At 72.3% G+C, this 21895-nt stretch carries 20 protein-coding genes and 2 tRNA genes; 14 read left to right on the forward strand and 8 right to left on the reverse strand.

Going from position 1 to position 21895, the window contains the following annotated elements; genetic code table 11:
• The first annotated feature begins 100 nt into the window (after window positions 1-100).
• From R2B67_RS30970 to R2B67_RS30980, 3 genes are all read left to right on the forward strand, one after another.
• Window positions 101-1159, forward strand: a complete 1059-nt coding sequence (locus R2B67_RS30970) for a chorismate-binding protein (protein ID WP_317824999.1) — start codon at window positions 101-103, stop codon at window positions 1157-1159.
• Window positions 1156-1977 (forward strand): aminotransferase class IV, encoded by an 822-nt coding sequence (locus R2B67_RS30975; protein WP_317822580.1) that lies wholly within the window; start codon window positions 1156-1158, stop codon window positions 1975-1977. Before R2B67_RS30970 ends, R2B67_RS30975 begins: the two co-directional genes overlap by 4 nt.
• 96 nt (window positions 1978-2073) lie before the next feature.
• A complete protein-coding gene (locus tag R2B67_RS30980; protein ID WP_317822582.1) occupies window positions 2074-2910 on the forward strand; it encodes a GNAT family N-acetyltransferase in 837 nt (278 codons plus the stop codon).
• Between the two features lie 33 nt (window positions 2911-2943).
• Here R2B67_RS30980 and R2B67_RS30985 read toward each other — a convergent pair whose 3' ends face one another.
• Window positions 2944-3459, reverse strand: coding sequence for a DsbA family protein (locus tag R2B67_RS30985; protein ID WP_317822584.1), 516 nt, complete (start codon window positions 3457-3459; stop codon window positions 2944-2946).
• A gap of 181 nt (window positions 3460-3640) precedes the next feature.
• Between R2B67_RS30985 and R2B67_RS30990 the strand changes: the two genes are divergently transcribed.
• Both R2B67_RS30990 and R2B67_RS30995 read left to right on the forward strand, forming a co-directional pair.
• Window positions 3641-4114 (forward strand): hypothetical protein, encoded by a 474-nt coding sequence (locus R2B67_RS30990; RefSeq protein ID WP_317822586.1) that lies wholly within the window; start codon window positions 3641-3643, stop codon window positions 4112-4114.
• A gap of 186 nt (window positions 4115-4300) precedes the next feature.
• A complete protein-coding gene (locus R2B67_RS30995) occupies window positions 4301-4456 on the forward strand; it encodes a hypothetical protein (RefSeq protein ID WP_018515251.1) in 156 nt (51 codons plus the stop codon).
• 11 nt (window positions 4457-4467) lie between these two features.
• Here the strand turns inward: R2B67_RS30995 and R2B67_RS31000 are convergent, their stop codons facing one another.
• Together R2B67_RS31000 and R2B67_RS31005 are read right to left on the reverse strand one after the other, a co-directional pair.
• Window positions 4468-5070 carry a CGNR zinc finger domain-containing protein gene (locus tag R2B67_RS31000; RefSeq protein WP_018515250.1) on the reverse strand — a complete coding sequence of 201 codons (603 nt, stop codon included), beginning with the start codon at window positions 5068-5070 and terminating at the stop codon, window positions 4468-4470.
• 268 nt (window positions 5071-5338) lie between these two features.
• Complete coding sequence (locus R2B67_RS31005) at window positions 5339-5752, reverse strand: SsgA family sporulation/cell division regulator (RefSeq protein WP_003959770.1); 414 nt, start codon at window positions 5750-5752, stop codon at window positions 5339-5341.
• A 190-nt stretch (window positions 5753-5942) separates the two neighbouring features.
• Here R2B67_RS31005 and R2B67_RS31010 point away from each other — a divergent pair, with 190 nt between their 5' ends.
• Both R2B67_RS31010 and R2B67_RS31015 read left to right on the forward strand, forming a co-directional pair.
• Window positions 5943-6407, forward strand: coding sequence for a TIGR02611 family protein (locus R2B67_RS31010; protein ID WP_317822590.1), 465 nt, complete (start codon window positions 5943-5945; stop codon window positions 6405-6407).
• Window positions 6408-6485: 78 nt separating this feature from the next.
• A tRNA-Val gene (locus tag R2B67_RS31015) sits at window positions 6486-6557 on the forward strand.
• A 93-nt stretch (window positions 6558-6650) separates the two neighbouring features.
• On the opposite strand, the gene R2B67_RS31020 is transcribed toward R2B67_RS31015, so the two are convergent.
• Window positions 6651-9164 carry an SCO7613 C-terminal domain-containing membrane protein gene (locus R2B67_RS31020; protein ID WP_317822592.1) on the reverse strand — a complete coding sequence of 838 codons (2514 nt, stop codon included), beginning with the start codon at window positions 9162-9164 and terminating at the stop codon, window positions 6651-6653.
• A gap of 173 nt (window positions 9165-9337) precedes the next feature.
• Here R2B67_RS31020 and R2B67_RS31025 point away from each other — a divergent pair.
• Window positions 9338-9409, forward strand: a tRNA-Val gene (locus R2B67_RS31025).
• 62 nt (window positions 9410-9471) lie between these two features.
• On the opposite strand, the gene R2B67_RS31030 is transcribed toward R2B67_RS31025, so the two are convergent.
• Window positions 9472-10197, reverse strand: coding sequence for a 3'-5' exonuclease (locus R2B67_RS31030; protein ID WP_317822594.1), 726 nt, complete (start codon window positions 10195-10197; stop codon window positions 9472-9474).
• 206 nt (window positions 10198-10403) lie between these two features.
• Between R2B67_RS31030 and R2B67_RS31035 the strand changes: the two genes are divergently transcribed.
• The 3 genes from R2B67_RS31035 (at window position 10404) to thrS (ending at window position 14324) form a co-directional block, all read left to right on the forward strand.
• Window positions 10404-10997, forward strand: coding sequence for a DUF4365 domain-containing protein (locus R2B67_RS31035; protein WP_237324956.1), 594 nt, complete (start codon window positions 10404-10406; stop codon window positions 10995-10997).
• On the forward strand, window positions 10997-12247 hold the full coding sequence (locus R2B67_RS31040; protein WP_317822596.1) for a hypothetical protein: 1251 nt from the start codon (window positions 10997-10999) through the stop codon (window positions 12245-12247). Before R2B67_RS31035 ends, R2B67_RS31040 begins: the two co-directional genes overlap by 1 nt.
• A gap of 100 nt (window positions 12248-12347) precedes the next feature.
• A complete protein-coding gene (gene thrS / locus R2B67_RS31045; RefSeq protein WP_109976990.1) occupies window positions 12348-14324 on the forward strand; it encodes a threonine--tRNA ligase in 1977 nt (658 codons plus the stop codon).
• Window positions 14325-14354: 30 nt separating this feature from the next.
• Here the strand turns inward: thrS and R2B67_RS31050 are convergent, their stop codons facing one another.
• A complete protein-coding gene (locus tag R2B67_RS31050; RefSeq protein WP_317822598.1) occupies window positions 14355-15032 on the reverse strand; it encodes a potassium channel family protein in 678 nt (225 codons plus the stop codon).
• A 66-nt stretch (window positions 15033-15098) separates the two neighbouring features.
• Here R2B67_RS31050 and R2B67_RS31055 point away from each other — a divergent pair, with 66 nt between their 5' ends.
• The gene (locus R2B67_RS31055) at window positions 15099-15659 is read left to right on the forward strand and encodes an HIT family protein (protein WP_018515242.1); all 561 of its coding nucleotides are present in this window, start codon (window positions 15099-15101) and stop codon (window positions 15657-15659) included.
• Between the two features lie 69 nt (window positions 15660-15728).
• On the opposite strand, the gene R2B67_RS31060 is transcribed toward R2B67_RS31055, so the two are convergent.
• Together R2B67_RS31060 and R2B67_RS31065 are read right to left on the reverse strand one after the other, a co-directional pair.
• Complete coding sequence (locus R2B67_RS31060; RefSeq protein ID WP_317822600.1) at window positions 15729-17399, reverse strand: AbeC-like domain-containing protein; 1671 nt, start codon at window positions 17397-17399, stop codon at window positions 15729-15731.
• Window positions 17400-17753: 354 nt separating this feature from the next.
• Window positions 17754-19976: an elongation factor G-like protein EF-G2 gene (locus R2B67_RS31065; RefSeq protein ID WP_317822602.1), complete on the reverse strand. Its 2223-nt coding sequence runs from the start codon at window positions 19974-19976 to the stop codon at window positions 17754-17756.
• Between the two features lie 265 nt (window positions 19977-20241).
• On the opposite strand from R2B67_RS31065, the gene pgsA reads away from it, so the two are divergent.
• Complete coding sequence (gene pgsA / locus R2B67_RS31070; protein ID WP_018515239.1) at window positions 20242-20931, forward strand: phosphatidylinositol phosphate synthase; 690 nt, start codon at window positions 20242-20244, stop codon at window positions 20929-20931.
• Window positions 20928-21839, forward strand: coding sequence for a phosphatidylinositol mannoside acyltransferase (locus R2B67_RS31075; RefSeq protein WP_317822603.1), 912 nt, complete (start codon window positions 20928-20930; stop codon window positions 21837-21839). Before pgsA ends, R2B67_RS31075 begins: the two co-directional genes overlap by 4 nt.
• Window positions 21840-21895 lie beyond the last annotated feature (56 nt).

A 21895-nucleotide genomic window follows, 5' to 3' on the forward strand; every position in this document is an offset into this window, starting at 1 on the left:
GCGTTTGCGCAGATGGTCGCCGTAGCGCCGCCGTACCGTCGCCCCGACGCAGGTCATCGCGGGCGGTTCTAGACTCAGCAGGGTGTTCCCCCTCGCTCCCATGGCCCGCTTCGGCGGCCTCGTCGCCTCCGGTCTCCAGGATGTGACCCACGATCCCTCGGCTTTGGACTCGTCCGGTTTCTGGGCGGTATGTGTCGATTTCGAGGGTCGTACCGTCTGCGCCCGCTTCTCCTCCGTACGCCGGGAAGAGGTGCCCGCCCCGGTGCCCGGAGCCTGGCGCGGGCCCGCCGCCGGGGAGTGGACGACCTCACTGGACCGTGACGCCTACACGGCGGGCGTACGGCGGATCCGTGAATACATCGCCGCGGGCGAGGTCTACCAGGCCAACCTCTGCCGGGTCCTCTCCGCACCGCTGCCCGAGGCCGAGCCCGGCCGGGCCGACGTGGACGCCCTGACCGCCCTGCTCGCGCGCGGCAACCCGGCACCGTACGCAGGAACGATCCGCCTGCCGGGCCACGGCGTGGAGGTCGCCACCGCGTCGCCCGAGCTGTTCCTGCGACGGGACGGGCGGACCGTCGAGTCCGGGCCGATCAAGGGGACCGGGCGCACCGAGGCAGATCTGCTGGAGAAGGACCACGCGGAGAACGTGATGATCGTGGACCTGGTCCGCAACGACCTCGGCCGCGTCTGCGCGACCGGCAGCGTCACCGTCCCCGACCTCTGCGTGGTGGAGAAGCACCCGGGCCTCGTCCACCTCGTCTCCACCGTGCGGGGTGAGCTGGCCGAAGGGGCGGGGTGGCCGGAGCTGCTGACGGCGGCGTTCCCGCCCGGCTCGGTCACCGGGGCGCCCAAGTCCAGTGCGCTGCGGATCATCGAGGAGCTGGAGCGAGCGCCACGCGGACCGTACTGCGGGGCGGTCGGCTGGGTCGACGCCGACCGGGGCACCGCCTCCCTGGCGGTGGGCATACGGACGTTCTGGATCGACCGGACCGGCTCCGCGCCCCTTCTGCGGTTCGGGACCGGCGCCGGCATCACCTGGGGGTCCGACCCGGAGCGCGAGTGGGACGAGACCGAACTGAAGGCGTCGCGGCTGCTCGCTGTAGCGTCGGGCACGTTCGAGCAGACCGGGTTCGAACAGACAGGAAGGACCGTTTCATGAGGATTTGGGTCAACGGCGGACTGCGGGACGCCGACGATGCCCGGCTGTCGGTGCTGGACCACGGGCTGACCGTGGGCGACGGCATCTTCGAGACGGTCCGCACCAGCGAGGGCCGGCCCTTCGCCCTCACCCGCCACCTCGACCGCCTCACCCGCTCCGCGCGCGGCCTCGGCCTGCCCGACCCGGACCTGGACGAGGTCCGGCGCGCCGCGACGGCGGTCGTCGACGCCAACCCCGTCACCCTCGGGCGGCTGCGGATCACGTACACCGGCGGGCTCTCCCCGCTCGGCTCCGACCGCGGCACCGCCGGGCCCAGCCTCGTCGTCGCGCTGGACGGGGTGAGCCGGCGCCCGGACACCACCGCGGTGATCACGGTCCCCTGGACCCGTAACGAGCGCGGCGCCCTCACCGGCCTCAAGACCACCTCGTACGCCGAGAACGTCGTCGCCCTCGCCCGGGCCCGCGAGCGGGGTGCCTCCGAGGCGCTGTTCCCGAACACGGCCGGCCGGCTCTGCGAGGGGACCGGGTCCAACGTGTTCGTCGTGCTGGACGGCCGCATCCACACTCCGCCGGTCGCCTCCGGGTGCCTGGCGGGGATCACCCGGGCCCTGGCCGTGGAGTGGACCGGGGCCGAGGAGAGCGACCTGCCGATGGAGGTGCTCGCCGAGGCCGATGAGATCTTCCTGACCTCGACCCTCCGTGACATCCAGGCCGTCCACCGTGTCGACGACCGGGAGCTGGCGCCGGAGCCCGGGCCGGTGACGGCGAAGGCCATGCGGATCTTCGACGAGCGGGCCGGGAACGACCTGGACCCGTAGGCCTTTTCCAGCCGCGAGCCCTTTCCGGCCGCAAGCCCTTTCCACCGGGCCGGAAAAGCGCGTGACGTGCGGCCGCGCAGGGGATACAAACCCTTGATGACCACGACACTCCGGCCGTCCGGGCCGCTCCAGCAAGGCGTCGACGGTGCGCGGGCGCGCAGTTACGACGTGTGCGACAACGGCCGGCCCGTCGGCGCCGTATCGATCAGCACCGACGACGCGTTCGGTGCCTCGGCCGGAGTGGTGCGCTCCCTCAGCGTCGACGAGGCGCGGCGCCGGCGCGGCCGGGGCACCATCGCCGCGCTCGCCGCCGAGGAGGTGCTGCGGGGCTGGGGCTGCACCCACGTACGGACCGAGGTGCCGGCGGACAACGACCCCGCCCGACGCCTCGCCGCCGCCCTCGGCTACACCGAACGCAGCCGCAACATGGTCAAGACCCTCGGCCCTGACGCCGTCCCCCTCCCCGAGGGCCTCACCTCGCGCCCGATGAGCGAGCAGGAGTACGCGGAGTGGCTGCGCGACGCGGTCCGGGCGTACGCGCAGGAGTGGACCGACCGGGGCGTGCCGCCCGAGCAGGCCCGGCTCAAGTCCGAGGCCGACCATGCCGGGAACCTCCCGGAGGGGCTGGCGACCGAGGGGGTGCGGTTCCGGGTGCTGGTCCACGGTGGCGCGGTGGTCGGCCATCTCTGGCTGGCCCTGCGGGAGCTGGAGCCCGGCCGGACCGCCGGGTTCGTCTTCGACGTCGAGGTGCGCGAGGAGCACCGCGGCCGCGGCTTCGGGCGGGCCCTGATGCTCCTCGCCGAGGACGAGACCCGCTCGTGGGGGCAGGACCGGCTCGGCCTGCACGTCTTCGCGGCCAACACCCCGGCGCTGCGGCTGTACGAGTCGCTCGGCTACGCGACGACGCGGTACAACCTGGCCAAGGCGCTGTAGGCGGTCTCTGCCGACCCCGCTCCCGCCCCCGCCTCAGCCCTGTGCGCCCAGGCGGCGGTCGATGATCTCCTCGATCCGCTCGCGCAGCCCTTCCTGGCTCTTGCCGCCGTCCAGCCGCTCGTCGCCGATCACGTAGGTGGGCGTGCCGGTGACCCCGATCGCCTTGCCCTCCGCCTGGTCGGCGTCGACGATCAGCAGATGCCGGCCGTCGATCAGCGCGGTGTCGAACTCCTCCGCGTCCAGGCCCAGTTCACGGGCCACAGCGAGCAGCACCGGCTCGCCGGCCTTCCCGAGCTCCTCGGTCCTGGCCAGGAGCGCCTCGGTGTACGGCCAGTCCTGGCCCTGGACGGCGGCCTCCTCGGCGGCCTGCGCGGCGGCGTAGGCGTGCTTGTGCTTCTCCAGCGGGAAGTGCCGCAGCCGGACCTCGACGCGGTCGCCGTACCGGGCACGCACGGCGCGTACATCGCTGAGGGCCTGGTGGCAGTCGGGGCATTCGAGATCGCACCAGATGTCGAGGACGACCGGTGCCGCAGGGGTGGATTCGCTCATGGAACCAGTCTTTCAGGCCGTACCGGCAGACCCCAATCGGCACCCGCGGCCCACGGCGGTGACCGGCACCTGCGGAGGAGCCCGGCCCTGAAATGTCCCTGAAGTGGACCGGCGCCGTGGCCCCTGTGCGGGTCGTCGGTGCAGGATGGAGGGGACGTTTCCCCTGCGCCTGGAGGCTCCGATGCTTGCCGAGACCATCTGTTCCGCGGCGTCGGCGGCGGGCCTGGGCATCGCCGCGGTCACCGCGTACCGCAAGCGGTTCCTCACCGCGACCAGGATCGCCGCCTACTCCCTCGTGCCGGTCGGCCTCGTCCTGACCGGCGTCGTCGAGTGGGTCTCGGGCATCGCGTTCAAGCCGAGCGTCTGGATCGGCTTCGGTGTGCTCGGCCTGGCCTGGGCGCTCTTCATGACCACCCGGGCCATCGAGCGCCGCAGCGGCACCACCCGCGCGGATCGCAAGGCCGCGCGGGCCGCCGAGCGCAACGAGGCCGTCGCCCCGGGAGCCTCCGCGCCCTCGCTCGGCGCCGGCGGCCAGGCCCGGCCGTCGTCGGCTCCGTCGGCGGCTACGGCGAAGCCGAAGAAGAAGCAGGAGGCCGCTGCGCCCGGTGACGACTTCAGCGACATCGAGGCGATCCTGAAGAAGCACGGCATCTGAGAACGCGCGGCAGCTGTGGAAGCGACGGCAGCTGCAAAAACATGATCCGCGCGCCCGGCGGTCCGAATGTCTGACGGCATCTCGGACGCCGGAGCGATTCCGGAGGGCCACGGGACGGTGAACTCCCGGGTCAATAGGTCAGGTTGACCGCCAACCGGGTCGCGGGTGAGTCATGATCACCCCGAGATGGTGGACACATCCCGGGGCGAAGCCCCCGCACCCCCTGCCGAAGAGCCCCGTGGCTGCCTCTTCGCGCTTTCCCAGCCACCCCTGATGATCTTCCTGACGGTGGTCGGGAGTCTGCTGCTGATGGCGGCGCTGCATGACCTGTTCCTGTTATGAGCCCGCGCCTGTCATGCCCCGGCCTCCCGGCGCCGGGCCCGGTACGCGGCGACATGGAGCCGGTTGCCGCAGGTGCGGCTGGAGCAGTAGCGCCGGGAGCGGTTGCGCGAGAGGTCGACGAAGGCGCGTCCGCAGTCGGGCGCCTCGCAGCGCCGCAGCCGCTCCTGCTCGCCGGCCACGATGATGAAGGCCAGCGCCATGCCGCAGTCGGCCGCTAGGTGGTCGGAGAGCGAGGCGTCCGGGGCGAAGTAGTGCACGTGCCAGTCGTAGCCGTCGTGGTCGGTGAGCTGCGGCGTGGTCCCGGCCGCGGCGACGAGCCGGTTCACGAGGTCGGCAGCCGTACGGGCGTCGGGCGCGGCGAAGACCTCGGCGAAGCGGCTCCGTACGGCCTGCACGGCTTCGAGGTCCTTCGCGCCGAGGGTGCCGACGCCGCTGATGTGGTGGCGCTCGGCGAAGGCGTACAGCGCCGGGAGGTCGGCGAGCCCGTCCTCCGGCTCGTCCACGATGCCGTCCGTCGGGCCGGAGCCGTCGTCGGGTGGCTCGCTCTCCGGTGCGGTGTTCACCAGATCGACCACCGTGTCGAGGGCGATCCGGGTGTCGTGAGGGATCAGCACGCTTCGCTCCCAGGCCTCCGGCGGGCGGGCGCCCGCCGATGGCGGCTGACTCTACTGGCTCACCGGGCCGCTCCCCGGCCCGGTACGGGCCTGCGGGGGAGGAGAAGGGCTTGCAAGGCCACTGACCTGCTCCTGGGGACGTGGCGCACGCACAGGCGCCGTCACCGCGGTGGATTCCGCGGCGACGGCGCCGGTGTCTGCCTTATGTGGTTGTCCGCGCGACGCCGTCTCCCCGAGTCGGACGGCGCCGGGCAGCTCTCGGCCTGGCTCAGCTCTCGGCCAGGATGTGGGAGAGCTCCGTGTCGAGATCGAAGTGACGATGCTCGGTGCCGGGCGGAACCGCGGCGTCGGTCCTTTTCAGGAACGACTCCAGGGCTCGCGCCGGAGCTTCGAGCAGGGCTTCTCCCTCTGGAGAGCTCAGGGCGATGCATACGACGCCTTGACCGTGACTACGAGATGGCCAGACGCGGACGTCTCCGGTGCCGGTGGGCCGGTGCAGCCCCTCGGCAAGGAGGTCACGGGCGAAAACCCACTCGACCGTCTCCTCCGCTCCGGTGTGGAAGGTGGCGTGCACGGCATAGGGATCGGCCGTGTCATACCGCAGGCCCGCGGGTACAGGCAGTGAGGACTCGCTCGACACAACGAGGCGCAGGTGCAGCTCGCAGCTGACCGTGGTGTTCATAAGCGCCAGGGCCTTTCGCTCAGTGTGCGCTCGGGGATTCGCACGTCGGCGAAATCGACATGCCACCTACGGTGGCGTTGTAAACCCCTCTGACCCATTTGTGATGCTTCGGGTCCCTCGCCCAGCGGTGTGTAACTTTGAGTCATGCGCCCATTCAAGTGATGACGACGGGTCGGGTAGGTTGAGCTCCATGAATGCGGAGAGTGACGAGCGGACCGAGGCCGCCGAGAAGGCGTCCCCGGAGTCGGCTCCGGGGGGCACGACCAAGGCGGAAAAGGTGGAACGCGAGCTGGGATCGCGGGCGCCGGGCTTCATCAAGGCGTCGAAGCCGTTGCACCTGAGCTGGCAGGTCGGCGTCTTCGTCGTCGGCCTGGGTGTGGTGGTGGCCGGTGTGCTGATGCTGGTGCTGCCGGGGCCCGGCTGGCTGGTGATCTTCGGCGGTATGGCGATCTGGGCGACCGAGTTCGTCTGGGCCCAGCTGGTGCTGCGCTGGACCAAGCGCAAGGTCACCGAGGCCGCCCAGCGGGCGTTGGATCCCAAGGTCCGGCGGCGCAACATCATCCTCACCACGGTGGGGCTGGTGATCGCGGCGGTGCTGGTCGGGATCTACGTCTGGAAGTTCGGCCTCGCCCTGCCGTGGACGGTCGGCGAGTAGCACCGCGGACGGCCGGCGGACAGCGCCGGGGACGGTCCAGGGGCACCGCTGACATGGGGTAATGTTTGCGGTGCGCCCGGGCGATTAGCTCAGTGGGAGAGCGCTTCGTTCACACCGAAGAGGTCACTGGTTCGAACCCAGTATCGCCCACCCGGACAGAGGCCCTCGAGACTTGGAAAAGTCTCGAGGGCCTCTGCGTTTCCCCCCGGTCCGGGACCGCGCGGGTCCCGGACCGGGGACCGCTCACCGCATCCGGCCCAGCAGGTTCTTCAGCTTGCGGGCGTCGCGCAGCCGCTGCTCGTACGTGGCCCCCACGGCCAGCAGCAGCATCCCGGCCAGCGCCGGCGGCAGCCAGCGCGGCAGCGCTCCGGCCACCTGGACGACGTACGGCGCCAGCTCGTGCAGGGTGTCCAGGGCCAGCACCGCGCCGCCGAGCAGCAGCAGCGCCTGGAGCCGGTACTTCGCCCCCAGCAGCGTGATCACCAGCGCCGCCACGCCCAGCAGCAGCGGCCGCACCCAGTCGGGGTCGGTCCAGGCCACGGCCAGGCTCGGCAGCAGCGTCGCCGCGAGCCCCGGCCCGTACGCCGTCCAGGAGGACGCTTCGGGGTCCTTGCGCCGCCGCAGTACGCCGACGACCAGGGCGGGCACCGTCACCGGCAGGGTGTACGCCTCGGGGGCCGACACCTCCGACGCCGCCAGCCGGACCCAAGTCGCCGCCACGAACAGCACCGCCGCCACGTACCCCGCCGCCGGCCGCCGCTCCGGGCGCACGGCCGCCCCCGCCGCCAGTACCCCGCACAGCGCGAGCACCAGGGCCAGGAACGGCGCATCCGGCACCGCGAGCCCGACGGCCACCAGCGCACCCAGCGCCCCGGCCAGCTCCACCGGCAACGCCACCGGGTGCAGCCGCAGCCGCGCCCCCAGCAGCACCGTCACCGCGGGCACCACGAGCAGCAGCGGCGCGGCCTCGTGCGGGGCGAGCTCCAGGGAGCGGGCCGCACACCCGGTCAGGACCGTGCCCCACACCACCGCGGCCACCGCGAACACCGCCTGCTCCACCACCGCGCGCGTCCGCACCGCCGCCCCGGCGAAGAGCACCACCAGCGCCCCGAACACCGCGTACGTCGCCGCCTCCGCGGCGAGCGACAGCAGCCCCACGCTCACCGCGCCGCCGACCGCGCCCACGAGCGCGGTCACCGCCACGGCGGACCGGCCACCGCCGGCGGCCCCCTCCGGCCCGGCGGCCGAGGCTTCCGCACCCCGGACCGCCACCAGCAGCAGCCCCGCCACCAGCACCGTCTCCAGGGCCACCGCGACCGGGTACGGCACGCCCAGCGTGGCCGCAGCCAGCAGCAGCGTCCCCCAGCCGAGGGCCAGCGTCCCCGCGCCCGCCGCACCGCGCGCCGCCGCCCCCGGCGTGACCAGCGGAGCGGCGACCCGCACCAGCGACGGCCACCACCGGTACGCCGCCCCGAGCAGCCCCGCCACCACCGCGAGCACCACCGGAGCCGCGGCCGACTCCGACCACCGCATCGACTCCCCGAGCGCGCCCCGGAACCCGTCCGGCGCCCCCGCCCACACCTCGGCGACCAGCTCGACCGGACCCAGCAGCACCGCCGCGACCGGAGGCACCGCCCACAGCAGCGCACCGGCCACCACCGCGCCCGCCGCCCCCAGCACCCCGCGTCCCGCGCCGCGCGGCAGCGGTGCCCGTACGACGGACAGCAGGGCGAGACCGCAGAGCAGGTACACCGGAACGTGCCAGGTGCCCGGCACCGCCGCCCGCAGCACGCCGCCGCCCGCCGCCACCGCCGCCAGACCCGCCACCACGCCGCCCACCTGGGCATAGCCGTTCGGAGCGCGCCACGCCCCGGCCAGGGCCGCCACGGCGGCCGTCAGCAGCAGCGTGCCCGGAAGCACGGCCCCGAGCGGACCGTCGGCCGTCAGGGACTCGCCGAGCCCCGTCAGCAGCGCGGCGGACCCCATCACGGCGAGGCCGATGCCCGCCGTGACCCGTACGCCCAGACCCTTGCCCCACAGCGCGATCGCGCCGTCCACCACGGCCGTCACCAGCAGCGCCCAGCCGACCACGATCGCGGGAGCGCCGGCCGCCCAGGCGCCCAGCAGCAGCGGCCACTGGACGAAGAACACGGCCGCGGGCAGCGGCAGGTGCAGCTTGCCCAGGGCCAGGCCGTAGGCCGCCCAGAGCGCGGCCAGCACCGCCGAGGAGACCGCCGTGAACGTGAGCCCGTCGGCGTCCGGCGCCGCGACCGCGTGGACCGCGTAGACGTCCAGCAGCGTGAGCACCAGGGCGAGCGCCGCCAGCGCCTCCGCCGTGGCCGCGAGCTTCCGGCGCAGCAGGACCACCGGCGCCGCGAGGGCGGCCAGGGTCACCAGCGCCAGGACGGCCGACCGGCCGCCGATGCCCATGGAGCCCCAACTGACGAGGGTGAACGCGATGGCCGCGACCGTCAGCAGCAGACCGCCGAGCGTCAGCAGCACGTTCTGCGCGCTGCGCGGCGGCCCGGACGGCTTCGCGGACCGGGGCGCCGCCGACCACGGCTGCCCCGGCGCCCAGCCGTGACCGACGGGCGGGGTATGCCAGCGGGGCGCGTTCGGCGCCTGCGGTGCCTGCGGCTGCAACGCGCTGACCAGCCAGGCGCGACGGGTCAGCAGGTGGGCCCGGCGGGCGTCCAGCTGAGCCAGTTCTCGGTCGAGGAGAGCCAGTTCCTCGGCGGGCGGCGGCACATGTTCCATGTACGGGAGTGTGGCCGCGGCCTTCCGCCTCGTACATGCGCTCGGATACTCAGTTTCCGCGTTTCCGCGCCTGAGTAAGCCCCGGTGGAGGCATGGGGTGAGCGCCGGTGGAGGCGTGCGCGGAAGCGGTTTGAACGAAGCCCGCCGAGCCCTGTATGGTTCAACCCGTTCCCGGGCGATTAGCTCAGTGGGAGAGCGCTTCGTTCACACCGAAGAGGTCACTGGTTCGAACCCAGTATCGCCCACCGGGAGAGCCGGTCCGCCAAGCATCACGGCGGACCGGCTTCTGCTTGTCCAGGCCGCTTGCTCAGGCTGCCGCGGGCAGCTCCGGGCGCAGCGGCCACGCCGGGTCCACCGGCTCCGGTGTCCCGCTCCTCGCGAACCACGCCTCCAGGCCGCGCGCCTGCGCCGCGTGCCAGGTGGCCTGGAGGGTGTGCAGCTCGGCGGGGGAGAGCCGCTCCAGCCGGGACGAGAAGCGCCGGCATATCGCGCGCACCAGCTCCAGCGAGGCCGAGGCGTCCGCCGCCGCGTCGTGGGCGCCGTCGAGCGGAACCTCGTACAGCTGGCACAGGTCGGTGAGCGTGCGGCGGCCCTTGCGGTAGCGGTCCAGGTGTTTGTCCAGCACCCGGGGGTCCACCACGCGCAGCGGGACGTCGGCCATGTACCCGGCCAGCGACGAGGCCCGGTGCCGCCTCAGCTCGCGGTCCAGCAGGGTCAGGTCGAACGGCGCGTTCATCACGACCAGCGGGCGGCCCGTCGCGCACTGCTCCGCCAGCGTACGGGCGATCTCGTCCATCACCGGCGCGGGCCAGCGGCCGTTGCGCTGCAGGTGATCGTCGGTCAGACCGTGGATCTCGGTCGCCCCCGCGGGCACCGGGATCCCCGGGTTGACCAGCCAGCGGGTGACGCGGACGCGTCCGCCCGTCGTGTCCTGCGCGACGAGAGCGGCCGAAACGATCCGGTCCTGCTCGACGTCCACGCCTGTCGTCTCCGTGTCAAAAGCGGCCAGCGGCCCTTCGAACCAGTGCATCATCCCCGAACTCCTCGCACCTGCACGGCAGATGGAGTGATTCCTCTGCCCGATATCGGTGATACCCGTGCTGTTTGCCTGATACGCCGTTTGCGGGCGTTCTCCTGCGGTGACAACACAGGTAGGAGCCAGGGAAGTTGCTCCTCCATCACATCCGAGATCACTGCTGACGTCATTTCTGACGGCACGTCCGGAAGGCATACGGGGCCATGGCGCTCGCGCAGCCCGATCCAGGAGGGCCCGCCCGCGCCGAAGAGTTCGGGCCGGTGGAGCAGCGGAACGACGCACCGCTGCGCGGCTCCCTCGCCACCACCGCCTGCATGGAGACCCTCCAGGTGGGCTACCTGCACGCCGTCGCGGCGGCGGCGGGGTGTTCGCTGTCCCAGCCCTTCCCCGACAACGGCATCGACTGGCACGTCAGCCACGGCGCCGCCGCCCACACCGTCGACGACGAAGTGACCATCAAGGTGCAGCTGAAGTGCACCTACCAGATACCGCCGCACCCGGCGGGCGGGGCGTTCTCCTTCACGCTCGACAACGCCCATCTCGTCAAGCTGGCCCGCACCCCGGTCTCGGTGCACAAGATCCTGGTGGTGATGATCGTGCCCCGCAGCCAGGACGAGTGGCTGAGCGCCGGGCCCGGCAGCCTCGATCTGCGGCACTGCTGCTACTGGACCAACCTGGCCGGCCACGCGGTGACGGGCCGGTACCGGACCACCGTGCGCATCCCGACCTCACGGATCTTCGACGACCGCGCACTCTGCGACATCATGGCCCGGGTCGGGGCCGGAGGGAGACCCTGATGCACCGGTCGATGGACGAACCGACGGGCCCGGCGGAGCTGTTCGGCGCCCGGGCGCACCCCGCCGTGAGCAGGGAGTACGCCGACCCGGGTGGCGACGGCACCCCGCTGCCCGACCCGGCGGTGCTCACCGCGCTGCTGCACCGGTACGGCTGGCAGCGGCGTGGGGGAGCGGCCGGGCGCTACAGCCGGTGGGCCCCGCCCGGACCCTCCGCCGGCGCCAGTCTGCTGGTACCCGAGAACGCCGCCTTCCCCGACGCCGAGGACCTGCTGGCCGAGGCGCTCACCGCGCTCTCCCGCAGCGCCGCCCCGTCCGCCCAGGACATCCTGGTCTCGCTCGCCGTGCCCAGCGACGAGGTCCGCTGGTGGCGCGAGGTCCCCGAATCGGCGGCCGGGGCGGCGGGCGCTTCGGGGTGGGCGGAGGCGGAGGAGCTGCGGTCGGCGGCCCGGCAGATCCTCCTCGCCGGGGCGCTCGCGGCCCGCGGCCGGGCCGGCTACCACGGGGCCCGGCACCGCAGGAAGGCCCGGTCGGCGCTGGACGGCACGCTCATCGGGCCCGCGCCGGGCGGGCGCCGGCTCACCGCGTTCGTCCCCGTCGCCTCGGGGCGCGCCGTCGCCGTCCAGCTCTGCCACGCCCTGCACGCCACCCGGGAGGCGGTGGACTACCAGCGGGCGACCGGCGGCATGGAGGCGTTCGACAGCGCGGTGGCGGCGGGCGTCAGCCGGGAGCTGACCGAGGCGCTGGTGACCCTGGTGCGTGGCAGTGAGCGGGCCGGGATCGACCTGCGGTGGGCGCCCGCCGCCGGAACCCCGGACGGCTGCCCGGCCCGCCCCGCACCCGTCGAGTTCTCCCCGGGCGACCTGCCGGCCCTGCGTTCCGCCGGGGCCCGCTACCTCCGCGAGGAGCCCGCCGTCCCGGTCCGGATCACCGGCGCGGTGGTCCGGCTGCGCCGCTCGGGGCCGCGCGGCGCCGGGATCGTACGGCTGCGGGTGCTGGCGGGGGCGGAGGTCGCGCATGTACGGGTGGAGCTGGACGAGGAGGCGTACCGGATCGCGGGCCACGCCCACCTCGTCGGGCTGCCGCTGCGGGTGGAGGGGCGGCTGGAGCGGCGGGGCGGGTTCCGGCGACTCACCGGGGCGTCGCAGGTCGCGCCCGTGCAGGTGGACGAGGCCGAGCGGGACCGGCTGATGAAGTCGCTCCAGGAGAACGTGGACTTCTTCGAGGAGGCGTGCGCGGGGGAGGAGCCGTAGCCCGGCCCGGAAGGCGTTCGCATCGGGGGCGTACGGCTCGGTACGATTCACCTTGCTGTGCTATTCGAAGGCAAGCGACCCCCTCAGTCAGGAGAGACCGGTGTCAGACGTCCGTGTGATCATCCAACGCGATTCCGAGCGGGAAGAGCACGTGGTGACGACGGGCACGACCGCCGGTGAACTCTTCCCCGGTCAGCGCACCGTCGTCGCCGCGCGCATCGGCGGCGAGCTGAAGGACCTCTCGTACGAGCTCCAGGACGGCGAGTCCGTCGAGCCGGTGGAGATCTCCTCCGAGGACGGCCTCAACATCCTGCGCCACTCCACCGCGCACGTCATGGCCCAGGCCGTGCAGGAGCTCTTCCCCGAGGCCAAGCTCGGCATCGGCCCGCCGGTCAAGGACGGCTTCTACTACGACTTCGACGTCGAGAAGCCGTTCACCCCCGAGGACCTCAAGGCCATCGAGAAGAAGATGCAGGAGATCCAGAAGCGGGGCCAGAAGTTCTCCCGCCGCGTGGTCTCCGACGAGGATGCCCGCGAGGAGCTGGCGAACGAGCCGTACAAGCTGGAGCTCATCGGCATCAAGGGCTCCGCCTCCTCGGACGACGGCGCGGACGTCGAGGTGGGCGGCGGCGAGTTGACCATCTACGACAACCTGGACGCCAAGACCGGTGACCTGTGCTGGAAGGACCTCTGCCGGGGTCCGCACCTGCCCACCACCCGGTTCATCCCGGCGTTCAAGCTGATGCGCAACGCCGCGGCGTACTGGCGCGGCAGCGAGAAGAACCCGATGCTCCAGCGCATCTACGGCACCGCCTGGCCGACCAAGGACGAGCTGAAGGCGCACCTGGAGTTCCTGGAGGAGGCCGCCAAGCGCGACCACCGCAAGCTCGGCAGCGAGCTGGACCTCTTCTCCTTCCCCGACCAGATCGGCCCCGGCCTCGCGGTCTTCCACCCCAAGGGCGGCGTCATCCGCCGGGCCATGGAGGACTACTCGCGCCGCCGGCACGAGGAGGAGGGCTACGAGTTCGTCTACAGCCCGCACGCCACCAAGGGCAAGCTCTTCGAGCAGTCCGGCCACCTGGACTGGTACGCCGACGGCATGTACCCGCCCATGCAGCTCGACGACGGGGTGGACTACTACCTCAAGCCGATGAACTGCCCGATGCACAACCTGATCTTCGACGCGCGCGGCCGCTCCTACCGCGAACTGCCGCTGCGCCTCTTCGAGTTCGGCACGGTGTACCGGTACGAGAAGTCGGGCGTCGTGCACGGCCTGACCCGCTCGCGCGGCTTCACGCAGGACGACGCGCACATCTACTGCACCAAGGAGCAGATGGCGGAGGAGCTGGACCGCACGCTCACCTTCGTGCTGAACCTGCTCCGTGACTACGGGCTCACCGACTTCTACCTGGAGCTCTCCACCAAGGACCCGGAGAAGTACGTCGGCTCGGACGAGACCTGGGAGGAGGCGACCGAGACGCTGCGCCAGGTCGCCGAGAAGCAGGGTCTGCCCCTGGTCCCGGACCCGGGCGGCGCCGCGTTCTACGGGCCGAAGATCTCCGTGCAGTGCAAGGACGCCATCGGCCGCACCTGGCAGATGTCGACCGTGCAGCTCGACTTCAACCTGCCGGAGCGCTTCGACCTGGAGTACACCGGTCCCGACGGCTCCAAGCAGCGCCCGGTCATGATCCACCGCGCCCTGTTCGGCTCCATCGAGCGTTTCTTCGCCGTGCTCCTGGAGCACTACGCGGGCGCCTTCCCGGTCTGGCTCGCCCCGGTCCAGGCGGTCGGCATCCCGATCGGCGACGCCCACATCCCCTACCTCCAGGAGTTCGCCGCCAAGGCGCGCAAGCAGGGGCTGCGGGTGGACGTGGACGCCTCCTCCGACCGGATGCAGAAGAAGATCCGCAACCAGCAGAAGGCCAAGGTGCCCTTCATGATCATCGCTGGTGACGAGGACATGGCCAACGGTGCCGTCTCCTTCCGCTACCGCGACGGTTCGCAGGAGAACGGCATCCCGGTCGACGAGGCCATCGCCAAGATCGCGAAGGCTGTCGAGGACCGCGTACAGGTCTGATCTCCTCATCGGGGCACGGCCCCCGGAGCGCTAACCCCGCTCCGGGGGCCGTTTCTCGTCCTCCCGCGTGAACACCTGGATCAGCCACGACGAGAACGACCCCGTCACCGCCCCCAGCAGCGCGAGACCGCACGCCATCAGCCCCGCCGCCACCACCCGCCCCCAGAACGTGACCGGTGTGGCGTCCCCGTAGCCGACCGTCGTGAGCGTCGCGCATGCCCACCACACCGAGTCCCCGAACGTGCGGATCGAGGCGTCCGGGGCCCGGTGCTCCAGGTGGTAGACCGCGAGCGAGGCGGCGAAGCCGAGCAGTACGGCGGTCATGCCCGCGTACGCCATCACGCGCGCGTACAGGTCCAGCCGCGGCCGGTCGTGGCGCCGCTGCACCGCCTGGTAGACCTGCACCATGCGCAGCGGGCGCAGCAGCGGCAGGAGCAGGACCACCGTGTCGAGCCAGCGCACGCGGAGGAAGCGCGAGCCCAGGCCGCTGAGCCGCAGCCGCGTGACGTAGTCCACGAGGAAGACCAGCCAGGTCGACCAGACGAGGGTCAGCGCGATGTCGTTCCAGGGCTCGGCCTCGTGCGGCGTCAGCACCCGGACCGCGTAACCCGTCAGGAAGAGCAGCCCCGCGGCGAAGAGCGGGACCTCCGTGCGCTGCTCCCAGCGGGTCAGCCGGGCCGGTGGCTCGTGGGCGGGACGGTCGCTCATCGCCTCAGCATCGCGGGCGGCCGGGCGGTGCGGCCCCGGCGACACGCTCCGCGCGGGTGACGCAATATGCTGATCGGCATGACGAGTGAGCCGGAGCAGCAGATCGGCGTGGGGACGCCGGACGCGTTTCAGCGTCTGTGGACGCCCCATCGGATGGCGTACATCCAGGGTCAGGACAAGCCGAGCGGCCCGGGCGCCGAGGACGGCTGCCCGTTCTGTTCGATTCCGGCGAAATCCGACGAGGACGGGCTCGTGGTGGCGCGCGGCGAGCACGTCTACGCGGTGTTGAACCTCTACCCGTACAACGGCGGCCACCTCATGGTTGTCCCCTACCGGCACGTCGCCGACTACACGGAGCTGGACGGACCGGAGACGGCGGAGCTGGCGGACTTCACCAAGCGGGCGATGGCGGCCCTGCGTGCCGCCTCCGGGGCGCACGGCTTCAACATCGGGATGAACCAGGGCTCGGTCGCCGGCGCCGGGATCGCCGCCCATCTGCACCAGCACCTGGTGCCGCGCTGGGGCGGGGACACCAACTTCATGCCGGTCATAGGCCACACCAAGGTGCTGCCGCAGCTGCTGGGCGACACCCGGACGATGCTGGCGGGTGCCTGGCCGGCCGAGTAGCCGAGCCTGTAGGAAGGAAGAGGGGCGCCCGGGCTTTTCCGGGTGCCCCTTCTCCGTACGTACGCAGCTCTAGGCGTCGTACACGTCCGCCTTGCGCGGGGACGGGTCCTGGACGAGGCCGCTCAGTATCATCGAGCGGTTGTCGAAGCGCTCGGTGTCCACGCCGTTCTCCGCGAGGACCCGCATAGCCGCCGAGTGGACCACGCGCAGCACCGGCGTTGCCGCCCGCATCGCGTCGTCCGCCATGAAGCGGTGGTTCCACGGCTTGGCGGCCCAGGCGTGCCGCAGTCCGAAGGGCTCCGGCAGCACTATCTTGCCGCCCAGGTAGTCCAGCACCGGCGGGTACCAGGTGAAGGGCGCCCGCAGCGCGAGCCGGACGACCTCCCTCGCCTCCACCACCGGCAGCTGGATGTCCCGGGTCTCCCAGAACCTCACGGTCTTGTTGACCGTCTTCGTGCGGGCGGCGGGCTTGGCGAAGAACAGCCCGTGGACCGGGCCCAGCGCGTGGCCGGTGACCTCGATGCGCAGCGTCTCGTGGAGCACGGTCACCGTGATCATCATCGTGATGACGAGCTGGCCGTCCCAGAGGGTGAACTGCACGCCCAGGTAGTGCCGGTCGCCGCTGCCGAACTGCTGGTGGTTGCAGATCCGCTGTATCTCGTGCGGCTTCACCTGGAAGGTCGCGACGTCCTCCCCTTCGGGGCGGGAGACGGAGTCGGCGTTCTCGCCGATGGGGGAGACGATCCAGTGCTTCACGGACGGCTTGGGGAAGCCGCCGGTGTTCAGCGGGCCGCGCTCCAGCATCTTCAGCTGGTCGTGGATGATCCGGATCAGGTCCCAGCTGCGGAACTGGTGGATCTCCTTCGTCGGGTCCTTCGGGGTCAGCTCCTCGGCCAGCTGCCAGCTGCCCCACCGGGTGCCCATGCCGAGGATGCCCTTGGGACCGGCGTAGAAGACGGCGTTGGACTGCTGCTCGGCGGAGAGCTTCTCCAGTGACTGGCGCAGTTCCTCACGCGCGGTCTCGTTGGGGTTCTTCGGCACCGCCTCCGGGATCTTGGCGATCACCCCGGTGCCGGACAGCAGCCCGCCCCAGCGGGCCCGCAGGTCCTGGGCAGAGGTCTCAGCGACCCGCTTGGCGAGGAACCAGCCGATCAGCGGGGCGACGATCGCCCCTCGCACGTAGAGCGGCCAGAAGCGGTCCGTCGGCAGCTTCCACAGCAGGATGAGCGCGCCGATCCCGAACGCGGCGAGAAGCACCGTGCCGACCGCCCGGAACGCGGCGTCCTTGGACTTGGCCAGCGCGTCCTTGATCCGGAAGGCGATGACCCAGGCGATCATGCCCGGCAGGAACAGGAAGCCGAACACCACCGTGATCAGGGTGAGCCGGGTGTCGCGCGCCTTGCGGAGGTTGGTCGCGGACAGGCAGTGCTCCACCACCGTCTGCGGATCGGTGCCGAAGGACTGGATCAGCGCCGCCCGGGAGCCGCCGAGCATCCGCTCCTGGACGGCCCGGGAGAACGCCTCGCCGAGATTCGGCTTGAAGTAGTCGGACTTGAAGAGCTTGGAGGCGCCCGACTTCACCGTCGACTTGTGCCAGTCACTGTTGGCGTCGAGGATCACGTCCACCGGGCTGTCCCGGTACGCCGCCGAGGCCAGGGCATTGGTCGCCACCGACTGGCCGCCGGACCCGTGGATCGGGACCTGCGCTCCGGGTGAGAAGTCGAATACGTCGTTGGCCACTGCCTGTCGCCCCCACTCGCCGCACGGTCTGCTCCTGCGGTGTGCCCAACTACCGTACGCGGCATACCTTCTGAGCTGCGCCCACAGCGTATCGTCCGGACCGCCGCACCGTCCGTCACCCATCGGGACGCGGTGCCCGTTTGCGACAGTGCGCCGGTCACGCGCCGGGTGATCCGTCCCCTAGGGCCTGTCGTCAAACTGCCGTCGTCGCCCGAAGGGCGGCCGCGCGGCGCATGGTGCGTGCGATCGCAAGGCGCCGGAATGGTCTCGTAGCGGAGCTACTTGGCCATTTCGGCAACGCCGCGAGCGTGCGTGCCAGGCGTCGCGCGGCAGGCGGCAGTTTGACGACAGGCCCTAGGGGGCGTCCGACAGTTCCGCGCGGACCTTCTCCGCGAGCTGCGGCGGCATCGCCTCGAACCGGGCGTGCGTACGGTCGAACCGGCCGGTGCCGTGGGTGAGGGAGCGCAGGTCGAGCGCGTACCGGCCGATCTCCGTCTCCGGCACCTCCGCCCGTACGAGGGTGCGTCCGCCCGGACTCTGCTCGGTGCCCACCACCCGGCCGCGCCGTCCCGACAGGTCGCTCATCACCGGGCCCACGTAGTCGTCCGGGACCAGCACGGTGACCTCGCAGACCGGTTCCAGGAGCTGGATACGGGCGTCCGCCGCCGCCTCGCGCAGAGCCAGCGCGCCCGCCGTCTGGAAGGCGGCGTCGGAGGAGTCCACCGAATGCGCCTTGCCGTCGAGCAGCGTGATCCGCACGTCGACGAGCGGGTGCCCGGCGGACAGGCCGCGGGCGGCCTGGGCCCGTACGCCCTTCTCCACCGACGGGATGAACTGACGCGGCACCGAACCGCCGACCACCTTGTCCACGAACTCGATGCCGCTGCCGGCCGGCAGCGGATCCACCTCGATCTCGCAGATCGCGAACTGGCCGTGCCCGCCGGACTGTTTGACATGCCGTCCGCGCCCGGCCCCCCGTCCGCGACACGTCTCGCGGAGCGCGACCCGGTGCGGTTCGGTGTCGACCTGGACGCCGTAGCGGCTGCGCAGCCGGTCCAGGGCGACCTCCTGGTGGGCCTCGCCCAGGCACCACAGGACGACCTGGTGGGTGTCCGGGTTCTGCTCCAGGCGCAGGGTCGGGTCCTCCGCGACCAGCCGCGCCAGCGCGTGGGAGAGCTTGTCCTCGTCCGCCTTCCCGTGGGCCCGCACGGCCGTCGGCAGCAGCGGGTCCGGGGTCGACCAGGGCTCGATGAGGACCGGGTCGCCGGAGGCGGAGAGGGTGTCGCCGGTCTCCGCCTCGCCGAGGCGGGCCACGCAGACCAGATCACCCGCGACGCACCGGTCCACCGGGTGCTGCTGCCTGCCGAACGGCGAGGTCAGGGACGTCACCCGGACCTCCGCCTCGTGACAGGGGCGCGGCTCCTGCCCCGCCGCGTCCAGGCCGTGGCCGCACAGGTGCACGGTGTCGTCGGGCCGCAGGGTGCCGGAGAAGACCCGCACCAGCGAGATCCGGCCCGCGTACGGGTCGGACGACGTCTTGACGACCTCCGCCAGCAGCGGCGCCTCCGGATCGCAGGCCGGGGCGGTTCGGGGCGCGCCGGAGGGTGTGGTGACGACCGGCGGGGTGCGCTCCAGCGGGGTCGGGAAGCCGCGCGTGATCAGTTCCAGCAGCTCCACCGTGCCGATGCCCTGCCGGGCGCCCTCGGCCGCGGGGGCGGCGGCCAGTACGGGGAAGAAGGCGCCCCGGGCGACGGCCCGCTCCAGGTCCGCGATCAGTGTCGATATGTCGATGCTGTCGCCTCCGCCGTCGAGGTACCGGTCCATCAGCGACTCGTCCTCGCTCTCGGCGATGATCCCCTCGATCAGCCGGTCACGGGCCTGCGCGAGCGCCTCCTCCTGGTCCGGCGCGGGCGGCAGTTCGGTCCGCTCCCCGGAGGAGTAGTCCAGGATCCGCTGCGTGAGCAGCCCGGTCAGCCCGGTGAGCGGGGCGTGCCCGTCGGCGGCCTCCGCACCGAGCACCGGCAGATAGAGAGGCAGGACGGCATCGGGGTCGTCCCCGCCGAACGTCTCCGCGCAGATCCGGGTCATCTCCTCGAAGGAGGTGCGCGCGGTGTCGAGATGGGTGACGACGATCGCCCGGGGCATCCCGACGAGCGCGCACTCCTCCCACACCGCCCGGGTCGTCGCGGCCACGGACTCGGCCTCCTGGGCCGCCGAGACGACGAAGAGGGCCGCGTCCGCCGCCCGCAGACCGGCCCGCAGCTCCCCGACGAAGTCGGCGTACCCGGGGGTGTCCAGCAGATTGACCTTGCAGCCGTCCCACGCCACCGGGACCGCCGAGAGGTGGACGGAGCGGTGCCGCCGCCGCTCGATCTCGTCATGGTCGGAGACGGTCGCCCCGTCCTCGACCCGGCCCGCCCGGTTGAGCGCCCCCGCCGTCAGGGCCAGGGCCTCGACCAGCGTGGTCTTGCCCGATCCGCTGTGGCCGACCAGCACCACGTTCCGTACGGCGGAGGGGTGGCCGGCCGCCGGTACTCCTCCGGCGGCCCCGGGGTGTGCGTGCGTCTTCTCGCCCATGGTGTGCCTCCCGGTGGACGACGCGGTACGGGAGGGGGAGCAGCCGACCGCGCTGGATGGCGGATACGGGGAGCCGCCGAGGCGGCCTCGGTCCTTCGAGCTTGGCACCCGGGCGCCGACGCGTCCATACGTCGGGCGCGGGGCGCGCATCCCCGTGACACCCCTGCGGGCGGGTGCCCGTCCGGTGGAGGGCACCGGTCGTGACTACGATGGGCCAGCCGGTGGCCGAAGGGGCCGCTCGGCCAGCCGAACCCTCGGGAAAGCCATGCTGAACAAGTACGCGCGTGCATTTTTCACGCGTGTCCTCACACCGTTCGCCGCCCTGCTGCTCCGCCTCGGGGTCAGCCCCGACGCGGTCACCCTCATCGGCACGGCCGGAGTGATGGCGGGTGCGCTGGTCTTCTTCCCGATGGGGGAGTTCTTCTGGGGCACCATCGTCATCACGCTCTTCGTCTTCTCCGACCTGGTCGACGGCAACATGGCCCGGCAGGCCGGGATCTCCAGCCGCTGGGGCGCGTTCCTCGACTCGACGCTGGACCGGGTTGCCGACGGGGCGATCTTCGCCGGCTTCGCCCTCTGGTACGCGGGCAGCGGTGACGACAACATCCTGTGCGCCGTCTCCATCTTCTGCCTGGCCAGCGGCCAAGTGGTCTCGTACACCAAGGCGCGCGGCGAGTCGATCGGCCTGCCGGTCGCGGTGAACGGGCTGGTGGAGCGCGCCGAACGCCTGGTCATCTCGCTGGTCGCCGCCGGTCTCGCCGGGCTCCACGCCTTCGGCGTCCCGCACATCGACATCCTGCTCCCGATCGCCCTGTGGATCGTCGCCGCGGGCTCCCTGGTGACGCTTATCCAGCGCGTGGTGACCGTGCGCCGCGAATCCGCGGAGGCCGACGCGGCCGCCGCCGTCTCCGCCGCCGACGGGTCGGCCGAGCAGGGGAGCGGGGCCGACCGGTGAGCGCGCTCAAGGGCCGGATCACCGACGGTCTGTACGGACTCGGCTGGGGCGCCGTGAAGAAGCTGCCCGAGCCCGCCGCGGCCGCCCTCTTCCGCACCATCGCCGACCGGACCTGGAAGGGGCGCGGCAAGAGCGTGCTGCGCCTGGAGTCGAACCTGGCGCGGGTCGTCCCGGACGCGAGCCCGGAGCGGCTGGCCGAGCTGTCCAAGGCCGGGATGCGCTCGTACATGCGGTACTGGATGGAGTCGTTCCGGCTGCCCACCTGGACCCCGGAGCGCATCAAGGCGAGCATCGACGTCAAGGACGCCCACCTCCTGACCGAGGGCCTGGACACCGGGCGCGGCGTCGTCCTGGCCCTGCCGCACCTCGGCAACTGGGACCTCGCCGGCGCCTGGGTCACCACCGATCTGAAGGTCCCCTTCACCACCGTCGCCGAACGGCTGGAGCCCGCGACGCTCTACGACCGGTTCGTCGCCTACCGCGAGGGCCTCGGCATGGAGGTCCTGCCGCACAGCGGCGGCGCCGCCTTCGGCACACTGGCCCGGCGGCTGCGCGCGGGCGGCCTGGTCTGCCTGGTCGCCGACCGGGACCTCTCCGCCTCCGGGGTCGAGGTGTCGTTCTTCGGCGCCACCGCCCGGATGCCCGCCGGACCGGCGCTGCTCGCCCAGCAGACGGGCGCGCTGCTGCTGCCGGTGACCCTCTGGTACGACGGCACGCCGGTCATGGGGGCCCGCGTCCACCCGGCGATCGAGGTGCCGGAGGAAGGCACCCGCGCAGAGAAGACCGCCGCCATGACGCAGGGACTGGCCGACGCCTTCGCCGGGGGCATCGCCGAACACCCGGAGGACTGGCACATGCTCCAGCGGCTCTGGCTGGACGACCTGGACCCCCGGGGAGAACGCGCGTGACGGCCGGACGCCGCGGAGAGCACATGAAGACCGGACCCCGGGGAGAACGCACATGA

It is taken from the genome of Streptomyces cyaneofuscatus (assembly GCF_033109485.1).
GTDB classification, from domain to species: Bacteria; Actinomycetota; Actinomycetes; order Streptomycetales; family Streptomycetaceae; genus Streptomyces; species Streptomyces cyaneofuscatus.